The 14,346-nt window shown below is 71.1% G+C and carries 8 protein-coding genes and 1 tRNA gene; 8 read left to right on the plus strand and 1 reads right to left on the minus strand.

Annotated elements, in window-relative coordinates:
• Window positions 1–217: 217 nt before the first annotated feature.
• The 8 genes from RCO28_RS30150 to RCO28_RS30185 all read left to right on the plus strand — a co-directional run bounded on the left by RCO28_RS30150 (window position 218) and on the right by RCO28_RS30185 (window position 12,543).
• A complete protein-coding gene (locus tag RCO28_RS30150; protein ID WP_308944461.1) occupies window positions 218–793 on the plus strand; it encodes a small secreted protein in 576 nt (191 codons plus the stop codon).
• A gap of 131 nt (window positions 794–924) precedes the next feature.
• Window positions 925–2,481 carry a methyltransferase gene (locus RCO28_RS30155; protein ID WP_308944462.1) on the plus strand — a complete coding sequence of 519 codons (1,557 nt, stop codon included), beginning with the start codon at window positions 925–927 and terminating at the stop codon, window positions 2,479–2,481.
• 125 nt (window positions 2,482–2,606) lie between these two features.
• Window positions 2,607–2,804 (plus strand): hypothetical protein, encoded by a 198-nt coding sequence (locus RCO28_RS30160; protein ID WP_308944463.1) that lies wholly within the window; start codon window positions 2,607–2,609, stop codon window positions 2,802–2,804.
• A 346-nt stretch (window positions 2,805–3,150) separates the two neighbouring features.
• Complete coding sequence (topA, locus tag RCO28_RS30165) at window positions 3,151–6,018, plus strand: type I DNA topoisomerase (protein WP_308944464.1); 2,868 nt, start codon at window positions 3,151–3,153, stop codon at window positions 6,016–6,018.
• 166 nt (window positions 6,019–6,184) lie between these two features.
• The gene (gene tmk / locus RCO28_RS30170) at window positions 6,185–9,364 is read left to right on the plus strand and encodes a dTMP kinase (RefSeq protein WP_308944465.1); all 3,180 of its coding nucleotides are present in this window, start codon (window positions 6,185–6,187) and stop codon (window positions 9,362–9,364) included.
• A 139-nt stretch (window positions 9,365–9,503) separates the two neighbouring features.
• The gene (locus tag RCO28_RS30175) at window positions 9,504–10,712 is read left to right on the plus strand and encodes a DNA polymerase III subunit delta' (RefSeq protein WP_308944466.1); all 1,209 of its coding nucleotides are present in this window, start codon (window positions 9,504–9,506) and stop codon (window positions 10,710–10,712) included.
• Between the two features lie 82 nt (window positions 10,713–10,794).
• Window positions 10,795–12,336 carry an alpha/beta hydrolase gene (locus tag RCO28_RS30180; RefSeq protein ID WP_308944467.1) on the plus strand — a complete coding sequence of 514 codons (1,542 nt, stop codon included), beginning with the start codon at window positions 10,795–10,797 and terminating at the stop codon, window positions 12,334–12,336.
• Window positions 12,337–12,469: 133 nt separating this feature from the next.
• Window positions 12,470–12,543 (plus strand) — tRNA-Thr (locus RCO28_RS30185).
• A gap of 137 nt (window positions 12,544–12,680) precedes the next feature.
• On the opposite strand, the gene RCO28_RS30190 is transcribed toward RCO28_RS30185, so the two are convergent.
• Complete coding sequence (locus RCO28_RS30190; RefSeq protein ID WP_308944468.1) at window positions 12,681–14,327, minus strand: tyrosine-type recombinase/integrase; 1,647 nt, start codon at window positions 14,325–14,327, stop codon at window positions 12,681–12,683.
• Window positions 14,328–14,346: the final 19 nt, after the last annotated feature.

The raw sequence follows: 14,346 nt of genomic DNA on the forward strand, positions 1-14,346 counted from the left end.
CGGAAGGTCACACCGGCTCAACAGGCGGGCGGGCGACGCGCTTTGACGCGTCGTCCGCCCGCCTTGTTGCGCCATGCGCCGACATTTTGTTTCAGTGACTCTCCTCTCCCTTGGTGCAAATGGCTGCAATGGGTGTTCAATCGGACGCCCGCCCCGCGGTTGTCGCCCACTTGGCGTGTATGTTCCGGGGCCGAGAGCCATGGAAGGGACCAATCCGGTGAACAAGAAGCTCGCAGCCGCACTGTCCGGCGGTGCGGTACTGGTACTGGCCTTGTCGGGATGCGGTGACAGCGACGAAGAGAAGCTCGACAACTGGGCCAAGTCGCTGTGCGGCCAGATCCAGCCGCAGCTCGAGAAGAGCGTGAAGGCGCAGCAGACGATCGTCTCCACGGCCGCCGACGGGAAGCCGGAGGAGATCCAAAAGGCCGACTCGGAGGCCTTCAAGGCCATCGCCGACGCCGACAAGGCGATCGCCGGAGCCCTGGAGAAGGCGGGCCCGCCGCCCGTCGACAATGGCGAGAAGATCCAGCAGGACGCCATCAAGGACCTCAACGAGGCGTCGAAGGCGTACGAGAAGCTGAAGAAGGACGTCGACGGACTGGACGCCAAGGACCAGTCGCCCGAGGGCCTGAAGGCGTTCTCGCAGGGCCTGCAGAAGGTCGCCGACGACCTGGGCAAGATCCAGCAGCAGGGCGACGGAGCGCTCAACACGCTCCTTGAGGGCGATGTCGGCACGGCCATCAAGAAGCAGGAGGGGTGCAAAGCCAGCCCCTCCGCGGCCCCCAGCGCCTGACCCGTCTCCGGGATGACGTCTCCCGGTCGCCCTCCCTAAGGCGCGGTTTTTGAAAACGCCCTGCACGCACGCGTGCAGGGCGTTTTTCCTGCCTCCGCGCCGGGCCGGTCGGCGTAGGCGCGCGCGAAGCAATGGGCCGGGGAGAGGACAATGGACGGGTGAGTCCGACAACGCTGCCCACGACCGACCGCCCCGAAGTCGCCGACCGCCTCAGGAAGGCCCTTCTCGACGCCGACTTCACCGCCGACGGACTGCTCGAACTCCTCGGCGCCCCGGCGTATGCCGCGCTCGCCAGGAGCGAGACGGTGCCCGCGCTCCGAGCTACGCGGGAGGACGGACCACTGGCCGCGCTCGTCCGTCTCTTCCTGTTGCAGCAGGACGTCCCGCACGCTCGCGTGGCGACGGTTCTGCCCGTCGACGACTGCCTGGCCGACGGCTGGCTGACCCAGGACGGCGACCAGCTGCGGGCCACGGTGGATGTACGGCCGTACGGCGGGCCCGACGGCGAGGACTGGTTCATCGTCTCGGACCTCGGGTGCGCGGTCGGCGGTGCCGGCGGCATCGGCGGCGGGGACCGCCGGACGGACACAGCGGTGGTGCTCGGCGTCGGCGGGGCCTCCACGACGCTCGCCGGGATCACCGTGCGCATGCCGGTCTCCGCCGCGCTCGACCTCGGCGCGGGCTCCGGCATCCAGGCCCTGCACGCCGCCCAGCACGCGACGCGGGTCACCGCGACCGACCTCAACCCCCGTGCGCTGAGCTTCACCGGCCTCACCCTCGCGCTCTCCGGCGCGGCTCCCGCGGAGGTCAAGGAGGGCTCGCTCTTCGAACCGGTCGAGCACGAGACGTACGACCTGATCGTCTCCAACCCGCCGTTCGTCATCTCCCCCGGCGCGCGCCTCACTTACCGGGACGGCGGGATGAGCGGGGACGATCTGTGCCGCTCGCTCGTTCAGGAGGCGGGGGAGCGACTGAACGTCGGGGGGTACGCGCAGTTCCTCGCCAACTGGCAGCACGTGGAGGGGGAGGACTGGCAGGACCGCCTCCGCTCGTGGGTGCCGCGCGGCTGCGACGCCTGGATCGTGCAGCGCGAGGTGCAGGACATCACGCAGTACGCGGAGTTGTGGCTGCGCGACGCGGGCGACCACCTCAGGGACCCGGAGGAGTACGACGCGCGGTACGAGGCGTGGCTGGACGAGTTCGAGGCCCGTAAGACCAGGGCCGTCGGCTTCGGCTGGATCACGCTCAGGAAGACGGGCTCGGAGAACCCCTCGGTGACCGTGGAGGAGTGGCCGCACCCGGTCGAGCAGCCGCTCGGGGACGAGGTGCGGGCGCACTTCGAGCGCCAGGACTTTCTCCGGGACACCGACGACGCCGCGCTGCTCGCCGGGCACTTCAAGCTGGCCGCGGGAGTCGTGCAGGAGCAGGTCGGCCTGCCCGGCGCCGAGGATCCGGAGCACGTGGTGCTGCGCAGCCACCGCGGGATGCGCCGGGCCACCCAGGTGGACACGGTCGGCGCCGGTTTCGCCGGGGTGTGCGACGGCTCGCTCAGCGCGGGCCGGATCCTGGACGCCATCGCGCAGCTGGTGGGTGAGGACCCGGTGCTGCTGCGTGACCGTACGCCGCAGCAGATCCGTCTCCTTGTGGAGCAGGGTTTCCTGGACCCGGTGCCGCAGCCGTCGGCATAGGCGCCCGCCCGCCGCCTCCCGTTCTTCACGCCGGGTTGGCGCCCAGGACGCCCAGACGTGTTCACGGCGTGTTCCGGCCGTGTCAGCGTCCGAGCCCTGGGCATCCGGGGCGGGAGGATACGGGCATGGAGAGCGGACCAGCGATCTTCGCGGGAGCGGTGTTCACACTGTTCGGAGTCGCGCTGCTGATGTGGACCGGAGTGCGGGTGCGGCACCGTGCGCCGGTGGCGCAGGGTGTGAGCCCGGTCGCATCGGTGGCGCTCACGACCACGGTCGGCGTGGCGTCCCTGGCGCTCGGGGTGTGGTGCTTCTCGCGGCTGTGACAGGCGCCGGAACACGGACCGGGCCTGACCTCGGGGTGGCGCACGAGTGACCCGAGGGTGGAATCTAGGAAGCACGATTCCGGATATTGCCGAAAGGGCAGGTGGACACTCCGGGCGGCAGGAATGGCGGTAGTCGGGTTACCGTTCGAGTGGCCGTTGCGGGCTTTCCCCGTTTGACACGGGGGCGGGCTGTACCGTCACACTCCGCAGCGTCACCGTAGGAACGCGTACGGCGTCACCGTAGGAAGGTGTACGAGCCCCCCGTGCGAGGCCGTACGGACCGCAAGAGCGCCACCGCGGAGCCCCCGCAGAGCCACCGAGCGTCGACCGGAGAGAAGAGCCAACGTTGTCCCCGACCAGCGAGACCGCACACGGCGGCCGCCGACTCGTCATCGTCGAGTCGCCTGCCAAGGCGAAGACGATCAAGGGCTATCTCGGCCCTGGTTATGTCGTCGAAGCGAGCGTCGGGCACATCCGTGACCTTCCGAACGGCGCCGCGGAGGTGCCCGACAAGTACACCGGCGAGGTGCGCCGCCTCGGCGTGGACGTCGAGCACGACTTCCAGCCGATCTATGTCGTCAACGCCGACAAGAAGGCGCAGGTCAAGAAGCTCAAGGACCTCCTGAAGGAGTCCGACGAACTCTTCCTCGCGACCGATGAGGACCGCGAGGGCGAAGCCATCGCGTGGCACCTGCTCGAAGTGCTCAAGCCCAAGGTCCCGGTCAAGCGCATGGTGTTCCACGAGATCACCAAGGCCGCGATCCAGGAGGCCGTCGCCAGCCCCCGCGACCTCAACAAGCGCATGGTCGACGCCCAGGAGACCCGCCGCATCCTCGACCGCCTCTACGGCTACGAGGTCTCGCCGGTGCTGTGGAAGAAGGTCATGCCGCGGCTCTCGGCGGGCCGTGTGCAGTCCGTCGCCACCCGCCTCGTCGTCGAGCGGGAGCGCGAGCGCATCGCCTTCCGCTCCGCCGAGTACTGGGACCTCACCGGCACCTTCGGCACGGGCCGCGCCGGGGACAAGAGCGACCCCTCGCAGCTGGTCGCCAAGCTGACCACCGTCGACGGCAAGCGCGTCGCACAGGGCCGCGACTTCAACTCCGTCGGGCAGCTCAAGTCCGACACCCTGCACCTGGACGAGGCGAACGCCCGCGCGCTCGCCGCCGCCCTGGAGAACGCGCAGTTCGCGGTCCGCTCCGTCGAGTCCAAGCCGTACCGCCGCTCGCCGTACGCCCCGTTCCGTACGACGACGATGCAGCAGGAGGCCTCGCGCAAGCTCGGCTTCGGCGCGAAGGCCACGATGCAGGTCGCGCAGAAGCTGTACGAGAACGGCTTCATCACCTATATGCGTACGGACTCCACGACGCTGTCGGACACCGCCGTGTCCGCGGCCCGTGCGCAGGTCACGCAGCTCTACGGCAGCAGCTACCTGCCGGACAAGCCGCGGACGTATGCGGGCAAGGTCAAGAACGCGCAGGAGGCGCACGAGGCGATCCGCCCCTCCGGCGACCGCTTCCGCACGCCCGCCGAGACCGGTCTGACCGGCGACCAGTTCCGGCTCTACGAGCTGATCTGGAAGCGGACCGTCGCCTCCCAGATGAAGGACGCGGTCGGCAACTCGGTCACGGTCAAGATCGGCGGCACCGCCTCCGACGGCCGCGACGCCGAGTTCAACGCGTCCGGCAAGACCATCACCTTCCACGGCTTCCTCAAGGCCTACGTCGAGGGCGCCGACGACCCGAACGCCGAGCTGGACGACCGCGAGCGCCGGCTGCCGCAGGTCGGCGAGGGCGACGCGCTGTCCGCCGACGACATGTCCGTCGACGGCCACGCCACCAAGCCCCCGGCCCGCTACACCGAGGCGAGCCTGGTCAAGGAGCTCGAAGAGCGTGAGATCGGCCGCCCGTCGACGTACGCGTCGATCATCGGCACGATCCTCGACCGCGGTTATGTCTTCAAGAAGGGCACGGCGCTCGTCCCGTCCTTCCTGTCCTTCGCCGTGGTCAACCTCCTGGAGAAGCACTTCGGGCGGCTCGTCGACTACGACTTCACCGCCAAGATGGAGGACGACCTCGACCGCATCGCGCGCGGTGAGGCCCAGGCCGTGCCGTGGCTGAAGCGGTTCTACTTCGGCGAGGGCGACGACGAGTCCACCGCGGGCTCCGCCTCGGACGCCGGCAACGGCGACGGGGACCACCTCGGCGGCCTCAAGGAACTCGTCACCGACCTGGGCGCGATCGACGCCCGCGAGATCTCCTCCTTCCCGGTCGGCGAAGGCATCCTGCTGCGCGTCGGGCGGTACGGCCCGTACATCGAGCGCGGTGAGAAGGGCGAGGAGAACCACCAGCGCGCGGACGTTCCGGACGACCTCGCTCCGGACGAGCTGACCGTGGCGTACGCGGAGGAGCTGCTCGCCAAGCCCAGCGGCGACTTCGCGCTCGGCAAGGACCCGCACAGCGGCAACGAGATCGTCGCCAAGGACGGCCGGTACGGCCCGTACGTCACGGAGGTGCTCCCCGAGGGCACCCCGAAGACCGGCAAGAACGCCGTCAAGCCGCGCACGGCCTCGCTGTTCAAGTCGATGTCCCTGGACACGGTGACCCTCGAAGAGGCGCTGCGGCTGATGTCGCTGCCGCGCGTGGTGGGCACGGATGCCGAGGGCGTCGAGATCACCGCGCAGAACGGCCGGTACGGCCCGTATCTGAAGAAGGGCACCGACTCCCGCTCCCTGGAGGCCGAGGAGCAGCTCTTCTCCATCACGCTCGAAGAGGCCCTGGAGATCTACTCCAAGCCGAAGCAGCGTGGCCGCGCCGCCGCCAAGCCCCCGCTGAAGGAGCTGGGCGAGGACCCGGTCAGCGGGAAGCCGGTGGTCGTGAAGGACGGTCGCTTCGGCGCGTACGTCACGGACGGCGAGACCAACGCGACGCTGCGCGCGGCCGACTCCGTCGAGGAGATCACCGCCGAGCGCGGCTTCGAGCTGCTCGCCGAGAAGCGCGCCAAGGGGCCGGTGAAGAAGACCGCCAAGAAGGCCCCGGCCAAGAAGACCGCGGCGAAGAAGACGGCTGCCAAGAAGACGACGACCGCCAAGACGGCTGCCAAGAAGACTGCCGCCAAGAAGACGACGACGGCGAAGAAGGCCACGGCCAAGACCGCCGCCGCGAAGAAGGCCCCGGCCAAGAAGACGGCCTCCGCGACGGTGCCCTCCGAGGACTGACGCGACCGTACGACCCCTGCGGGGCGGACCGACTCGTTCGGTCCGCCCCGTTGTCGTACCCCTTGTCCTGCGGGGCCGTGTGGCCTTGGTCGCATGCGGCGATCGCATGCGGGCGTATGTTCGGCCGGGCCCCCGGGATGTCAGTCGTTCCCGATAGGCTGACGAGATGACGCGTGCCGAGCAGCCAACGGTCGTGAGCCACGACCCCGACCACGCCCTGGTCGCCGACTCCCGAGAACGCGCGGTACGCGCACTGCTGCGGTTCCCGCCGCTCAAGCGGCTGTGGAGCGCACACTTCGTGGGCAGTGTCGGTGACGCACTCGCGCTTCTCGTCCTCGTCGTCCTGGCCCTGCAGGCGGCGGTCGCGGAAGGCGCGTTCGGGAGCGGGTACCGCGGGGCGGCCTTCGCCGTCGCGGCGGTCTTCGGCGTGCGCGTCCTCGCCACGCTGCTCTTCGGCGCGGTTCTGCTCGGGCCTCTTACGTCGCTGACCTCGGCCAAGGGTCCGCTGGACCGGCGCTGGACGATGATCGGGGCCGACGGCCTGCGCGCCGCGCTGCTGATCATCGCGCCGCTGTGGATCGACTGGACGCCGGACAACGCCCTCGCCGCGCTGCTCGTCAGCGGCTTCGTCATCGGCGTCGCCGAGCGCTTCTGGACCGTGTGCCGGGAGAGTGCCGCGCCCGCCCTGCTGCCCGCCCCGCCGCCCGAGGGTGCCACGGTGCGGCCGCTGCCGGACCACATGGAGGCGCTGCGCCGCCTCTCGCTGCGCACCGGGTTCGTCGCGGTGCCGCTCGCCGCGCTCGCCCTGATCGCCGTCACGCTGATCGGCAACCTGCTGGGTGCCGGGATCGACTGGTTCGGGCTGCACCAGGTCGCGCTCGCCTCGTACGTCGCGGCCGGGCTCTTCGCCGCCTCGCTCTCCGTCGTGTACTTCCTGGAGCTGCCCGACGCGCAGACGCCGCGCGCCCGTTCGCCGCTCGAGGGGCTGCGCCGCCCGAAGATCGCCTCCGGCGTGGACAAGGGCCGCACCAACGCCGCCCCGCTGCTGGTCCTGGCCTGCGCCGCCGTCGCCGGTGCGATCTCCGCCGCCGTCGCCGTGGCCGTGCTGCACGCCGTGGATCTGGACGGCGGGCCGGTGCTCTTCGGCCTGCTCGTGGTCGGCCTGACCGGCGGCACCGTCGTCGGCATCCGCACGGCGCCGTCGGTGCTGCCCGCGCTGTCGCGCCGCCGGCTGCTCGCGCTCGCCATCGCGGTCACGGGCATCGGCCTGCTCGCGGCCGGACTGGTCCCCGACACCACCACGGTCCTGCTGCTCGTGACGCTCTCCGGGTACGCGGCCGGGGTCGCCGCCCACATCGGGCACGCCCTGCTCGACCTGGAGGTCGAGGACCACCGCCGCGTCCGGACCACCGAACATCTGCAGGCGGTCGTGCGCGTCCTGGTCGCGCTCGGCGCGCTCGCGGCGCCCCTGCTCGCCGCGGCGATCGGGCCGCACCGGCTGGAGAGCGGCAAGTTCGTGTTCGCGCACGGCGGTGCCGCGTTCACGATGATGCTGGCCGGCGCGCTGCTGCTGCCGGTCGCGGCGCTCGTCCTCGCCAAGACCGACGACCGCTCCGGGGTGCCGCTGCGGCGCGACCTCGGCGAGGCCCTGCGCGGGGCCGAGCCGGAGCAGGCGCCCGCCACCACCGGCTTCTTCATCGCACTCGAAGGGGGCGACGGCGCGGGCAAGTCCACGCAGGCCGAGGCGCTCGCCGAGTGGATCAGGGCCAAGGGCCACGAGGTCGTCCTGACCCGCGAGCCCGGCGCGACCCCGGTCGGAAAGCGGCTCCGCTCGATCCTGCTCGACGTCTCGTCGGCCGGGCTCTCGCACCGCGCGGAGGCCCTGCTCTACGCCGCGGACCGCGCGGAGCACGTCGACACGGTCGTGCGCCCCGCCCTGGAGCGCGGCGCCGTCGTCATCACCGACCGGTACATCGACTCGTCGGTCGCGTACCAGGGCGCCGGGCGCGACCTGTCGCCGACCGAGATCGCCCGGATCTCGCGCTGGGCCACGGACGGACTCGTACCGCATCTGACGGTGCTGCTCGACGTCTCCCCGGAGACCGCGCGGGAACGGTTCACCGAGGCCCCCGACCGCCTGGAGTCTGAGCCCGCCGAGTTCCACGCGCGCGTGCGCTCCGGGTTCCTCACGCTCGCCGCCGCCGACCCCGGCCGCTACCTGGTGGTGGACGCCGGCCAGGAACCGGAGGCGGTGACCACGGTCGTGCGCCACCGTCTCGACCAGCTGCTGCCGCTCTCCGACGCCGAGGTGAAGGCGCAGGAGGAGGCCCGCAAGGCGGCCGAGGAGGACGCCAGGCGCAAGGCCGAGGAAGAGGCCGCGCGCAAGGCTGAGGAAGAGCGCCTGGAGCGTGAACGGCAGGAGCAGCTGGCCAAGTTGCGCGCCGAGGAGGAGGAGCGCAAGCGCCGCGAGCTGGAGGAGGCCCGCCGCCGCGAGGCCGAGCGTCAGGCCGAGGAGGCCAGGCAGCGCGCGGAGGAGGCCCGTCGCCTCGCCGAGGAGGAGCGCAAGCGCCGCGAGGCCGAGGAGCAGGTGCGGGCCGCCGAGCAGGAACGCCTGCGCCGTCAGGCCGAGGAGGAGGCGCGGCTGCGTGCCGAGGCCGAGGAGCGCCGCCTGGAGAAGCAGCGCAAGGCCGAGGAGGCGCTGCTCCGCGCGGAGGAGGCCCGCAGAGCGACGGCGTCCGGACCGGCGGGACAGGCAGGACAGGCGGGACAGGCGCAGGAGCCGAAGCGCGACTCCGGCACTGGCACGGGCTCCGGCACTGGCACCGGCTCCACCACCGGCTCCACCACCGGCTCCACCACCGGCTCCGACAACGAGACGACGCTGCAGACGCCGATCGTCCGGCCGCCGCAGTCGTCCGGCAGGTCTGCCGCGGACGCGGATTCCGACGCGACCACGGTCCTCCCAGTGGCGGGCGGCCCCGACTCCGAGGAGACCGCCGTCCTGCCGCAGCCGCCCGCCCCGCAGGGCGCGGCCGACGAGACGGCGGTGCTGCCTCCCGTACGGGACGCCGGACCCGCCGACCCCGCTCAGGCGCCGACCGACCGCGTGCCGCACGGCATCTTCCGCGACGAGCAGCCGGGCCCGTCCGCCGGCTCGGACAACGAGCGCACCGCCGAGCTCCCGCAGGTCGACCCGAACGCGCTCCCGCCGCGCGCCTCCCGCCCCCGCCCGGACTGGGCGGAGGAGACCCCGCTGGACGACCTGCCGACCCTCGCGGACGAGTTGCTCGGACCGCGGGAGGACGACGGAGAGGGCCGCGGCGGCAAGCGTCGCGGGCGGCGGTAGCGGCTGCGAGCCCTGTGAGGGGGCGGTGGGTGCGGAGGTACGCACCGGCCGCCCCCTCGGCCTTGGGGCCGACTGTCAGACCCCTGCCTCACAATGGACATCGCAGCGCAAGCACGCACGGAGAGGTAGGGGGGGCGCCATGCCCGTATGGGACGACCTGGTCGGACAGGAGCGCGTCGAGGCGCAGCTCGACGCCGCCGCCCGGGACGCCGACGCCCTGGTGACCGCCACGGCCGCGGGCGAGCCGGTGGCCGACGCCTCGAAGATGACGCACGCCTGGCTGTTCACCGGCCCGCCCGGCTCGGGCCGCGCCACCGCCGCGCGCGCCTTCGCCGCTGCCCTCCAGTGCGTCAGCCCGGACCGCGCCCTCGGCGGAGCCCCGGGCTGCGGCTTCTGCGACGGCTGCCACACGTCGCTGATCGGTACGCACGCGGACGTGGAGGTAGTGCGGACGGACATGCTCAGCATCGGCGTGAAGGAGACCCGCGAGCTGGTCCGTCGGGCGCAGCTCTCGCCCGCGGGCGGCCGCTGGCAGGTCATCGTCCTGGAGGACGCCGACCGCCTCACCGAAGGCGCGGGCAACGTCCTCCTGAAAGCCGTCGAGGAGCCCGCCCCCCGCACGGTCTGGCTGCTCTGCGCGCCCTCGCTCGAGGACGTGCTGCCCACGATCCGCTCGCGCTGCCGCCACCTGACGCTCCGTACGCCTTCAGTGCAGGCCGTCGCCGACCTGCTGATCCGCAGGGACGGCATCGAGCCGGACGTCGCGCAGACCGCCGCCCGCGCGACGCAGGGCCACATCGACCGGGCTCGCCGCCTGGCCACGGACGAGCGGGCACGCGCGCGCAGAGCGGCCGTTCTGAAGCTGCCGATGCGGGTCGAGGAGATCGGCGGCTGTCTGCGGGCCGCGCAGGAGCTGATCGACGCGGCGGCGGAGGACGCCAAGCAGGTCGCCGAGGAGATCGACACCAAGGAGACCGAGGAGCTGAAGACAGCGCTCGGCGCGGCGCAGGGCGGCCGCATGCCGCGCGGCACCGCGGGCGTGATGAAGGAGCTGGAGGACAAGCAGAAGCGCCGCAGAACGCGTACGCAGCGGGACAGCCTCGACCTCGCCCTGGTCGACCTCACGGCCTTCTACCGCGACGTCCTCGCGCTCCAGCTGGGCTCCCAGGTGGCCCTCGCCAACACCGAGGTGCGCGACGCCATCGACCGCATCGCGCTCGGCACCTCCCCCGAGACGACGCTGCGCCGCATCGAGTCGATCGCCGCCTGTCGTACGGCACTTGACCGGAACGTGGCACCGCTGCTCGCGGTGGAGGCGATGGCGGTGTCGCTGAGACGCGGCGGCTGAGGCCCGGCGCCGCCCTCACCGCCACGAGCCTCCTTGACCACGGAATGTGCGCGCCCGGCCACCCTCCGGATACGCTCCCCGGATGGGAACCAGGCTCCGCATCATCCGCACCGGCGGCTCGCTCCTCGTCGCCGCCGCGCTGCTGGTCTCGGGCTGCTCGTCCGGGAGTTCGCCGTCCGAGGACGACACGGAGTCCGCGCTCCCGACGCAGACCCCGAAGGAACTCCAGCCGTACTACGACCAGAAGTTGAGCTGGCGCGACTGCGGTGTGCCCGGCTTCCAGTGCGCGTCGATGAAGGCCCCGCTCGACTACGAGAAGCCGCAGGAGGGGGACATCAAGCTCGCCGTCGCCCGCAAGAAGGCCACGGGCCCCGGCAAGCGGCTCGGCTCGCTGATGGTCAACCCGGGCGGCCCGGGCGGCTCGGCCATCGAGTACCTCCAGTCGTACGCCGCGATCGGGTACCCGGAGCCGGTCCGCGCGCAGTACGACATGGTGGCCGTCGACCCGCGCGGCGTGGCCCGCAGCGAGCCCGTCGAATGCCTCGACGGCAAGGCGATGGACGCGTACACCGAGACGGACACCACGCCCGACGACCAGGCGGAGACCGACCTGCTCGTCGCCGCGTACAAGAAGTTCTCGCGGGGCTGCGAGCAGAAGTCCGGCAAGGTGCTCCCGCATGTCTCCACGGTCGCCGCGGCCCGCGACATGGATGTGCTGCGCGAGGTGCTCGGCGACCCGAAACTCCAGTACGTAGGCGCCTCGTACGGCACGTTCCTGGGCGCGACGTACGCGAGCCTCTACCCGTCGCGGACCGGTCGGCTCGTCCTCGACGGCGCGATGGACCCGTCGCTGCCCGCGCGGCAGATGAACCTGGAGCAGACGGAGGGCTTCGAGACGGCGTTCCAGTCCTTCGCCGAGGACTGTGTGCGCCGCAAGGACTGCCCGCTCGGCACCGGCACTCCCCAGGAGGCGGGCAAGCGGCTGAAGGAGTTCTTCCGCTCCCTGGACAAGCAGCCGATCCCGACCGGCATGGACCGCGAGCTCGGCGAATCCCTCGCCACGACCGGGGTGATCGCCGCGATGTACGACGAGGCGGCCTGGCCCCAGCTGCGCGACGGCCTCGCCACGGCCATCGAGGACAAGGACGGCGCGGGCCTGCTCTTCCTCGCGGACAGCTACTACGAGCGGGACGGCGACGGGAAGTACGCGAACCTGATGTTCGCCAACGCCGCCGTGAACTGCCTCGACCTGCCGCCCGCCTTCACGTCCCCGGACGAGGTGAAGAAGGCCCTGCCGGAGTTCGAGAAGGCCTCCCCGGTCTTCGGCGAGGGCCTCGCCTGGGCATCCCTGAACTGCGCGTACTGGCCCGTCCGCGCGACCGGCGAGCCGCACGCCATCCACGCCGAGGGCGCCGCCCCGATGGTCGTGGTCGGCACGACGCGCGACCCGGCCACCCCGTACAAGTGGGCCGAGGCCCTCGCCGAGCAGCTGGAGACCGGCAGCCTCCTCACCTACAACGGCGACGGCCACACCGCGTACGGCCGCGGCAGCGACTGCGTGGACTCGGCGATCAACCGCTACCTCCTGCAGGGGAAGGCGCCGGCGGACGCGAAGAAGTGCTGACCAGCGCCGAGGGACACCCTGCTCGGGCCTCGGTCAGGGGTGGTCAGGGGCACCCCTTTTAACCCTGTAGACTTGGCGCCGCTGCTGATGCGAACCTCTTCCCGCAGGGGAGGAAACCTCGTCCCCGCAGCTTGCCGCCTTAGCTCAGATGGCCAGAGCAACGCACTCGTAATGCGTAGGTCTCGGGTTCGAATCCCGAAGGCGGCTCAGTTGAAAGCCAGGTCAGACCCCTTCTGACCTGGCTTTTCTCATGAATGAACGATCAAGGGCCCTCCGCGGAAGATCGCGGAGGGCCCTTTGCGTGAACGTGCGTGAGCATGTTTGGCCAGTGTTGGGCCGGAGGGTCAGGCGGCCGCTTCCGTTGGTCCGGAGCCGGTCTCGTCACCATCCTCGGGCTCGCTCTCCGTGCCCTCTTCCGCGGTCTCTCCGGAAGGAGCTTCTTCCAGGGGCAGTTGCTTTTTCCGGGACCTGGGCACGACGGCCAGCGTGGCGGCCGCCGCCTCCCGCTCAACCTCCTCGGCGACGCTGGTGTAGATGTCGGCGGTGACCTTGATCGAGGAGTGTCCGAGGCGCTGCTGCACGACCTTGATGTGGACGCCGGCGAGGAGTGCGAGCGAGGCCGAGCCGTGGCGCAGGTCGTGCAGCCGGACCGGCGGCAGGCCGACCTTCTTGTAGAGGCGCTCGAAGCGGTCGGAGAAGAACTGTGGGTGGTAGGCGGAGCCGTCCTCCTTGGTGAAGATGCGGCCCGAGTCCACGTAGGGGCCGTACTTCTCGGGGTTGGTCCGATGCTTCTCCTCCCACTCCTCGCGCTCGGTCTTCTGGACCTTGCGCCACCAGCGCAGCAGTTCGGTGGTGTCCTCGTCGAGGGAGATGTCGCGGATGCGGTCGTTCTTCGGAGTGTCCTCGTACGCCTCCCACGAGACGGCGACGATCTGCTCGGTGACGTGGATGACGGCTTCGTCCAGGTCCGCCTCGCTCCAGGGCAGGGCGCAGGACTCGCCCCGGCGCAGCCCGATGAAGGAGACGAGGTGCCACAGCGGGTAGAGCCGGTCGGAGACCACGGAGTCGAGGAACTCGCCGGTCTGGGCGGCGGTCCACACCATGACCGGGCTCGGCTTCTCTCCGGTCGCGCGCCACTTGTCCACCCGGGACTTGGTCCACAGCAGCGGCTTGGGCGGGCGGTAGGAGGGGAGTTCGACGTAGCGGGCCCAGTTGTCGCTGATCAGCTTCTGGCGCTGGGCGGACTGGAGGGCGGAGCTGAGTGCGGCGTTGATGCGGCGCTGGGTGCCGGGTCCGGTGGGCTTGCGGGGCTTGGCGAGCGCCGACTTGAGGGCGGCTTGGGCTTCGTGCCAGGTCCTCTTGAGCTGTGGGTCCCGCGGAGGGAGAGCGTCCTTCCAGGCTTTGTGGGCGGCCCGTTCGGCGTTCTTGGCGTCGGCGGCTTCCTGCTGGTTCTTGCGGCGCTGCTCGTTCTCCGCGCGGATCGCGGTGTACATGTCCTCGATGTGACGGGTGCGCAGGTCGCGCAGCTTGTGGTGGCCGAGGTGGGGGACGAAGATCCGGTGTACGTAGTCGTCGTAGCTGTGGTTGGTGGAGTGCTTGGTGCTCTGCTTGGTCTCCAGCCAGCGCGTCAGGTACTGCTCGACGGTCTCGTCGGAGAGGACATCGACCCCAGCGTGGGCGAGGTCCCAGACCTTCTGGGCTGCGTCTTCGGCCTTCTTCTTGGTGGCGAACCCGCCCTTGCGCGGCCTGCGCCGGCTTCCCTTGGGGCCGGGCGGCAGCTCGACGCAGTAGTACCAGGTGCCGTGGTCGCGCTTCTTGAGGAGGGGGCAAGTGCGGCCGATGAGGGTCGACTTGGGGACACCCTTCTTGTCGAGCACTGGCTGCTCGTTGGCGTCGAGGACCGGCTTGCGGCAGCCGCAGAGCCGGTGGACGTAGCCCTTGAACACGCATCCCTCCCGTGGTGCGTAGGCGCCGTGAAGTGACGTGATCATACGTGGAGACAAAATGTGT

The sequence above is a fragment of the Streptomyces sp. LHD-70 genome (assembly GCF_031157275.1).
GTDB lineage: Bacteria > Actinomycetota > Actinomycetes > Streptomycetales > Streptomycetaceae > Streptomyces.

Coding starts and splice junctions, on each gene's coding strand:
- RCO28_RS30155 (WP_308944462.1), top strand. CDS start 925: ATGGGCCGGGGAGAGGACAATGGACGGGTGAGTCCGACAACGCTGCCC.
- RCO28_RS30160 (WP_308944463.1), top strand. CDS start 2,607: ATGGAGAGCGGACCAGCGATCTTCGCGGGAGCGGTGTTCACACTGTTC.
- tmk (WP_308944465.1), top strand. CDS start 6,185: ATGACGCGTGCCGAGCAGCCAACGGTCGTGAGCCACGACCCCGACCAC.
- RCO28_RS30175 (WP_308944466.1), top strand. CDS start 9,504: ATGCCCGTATGGGACGACCTGGTCGGACAGGAGCGCGTCGAGGCGCAG.
- RCO28_RS30180 (WP_308944467.1), top strand. CDS start 10,795: ATGGGAACCAGGCTCCGCATCATCCGCACCGGCGGCTCGCTCCTCGTC.
- RCO28_RS30190 (WP_308944468.1), bottom strand. CDS start 14,327: ATGATCACGTCACTTCACGGCGCCTACGCACCACGGGAGGGATGCGTG.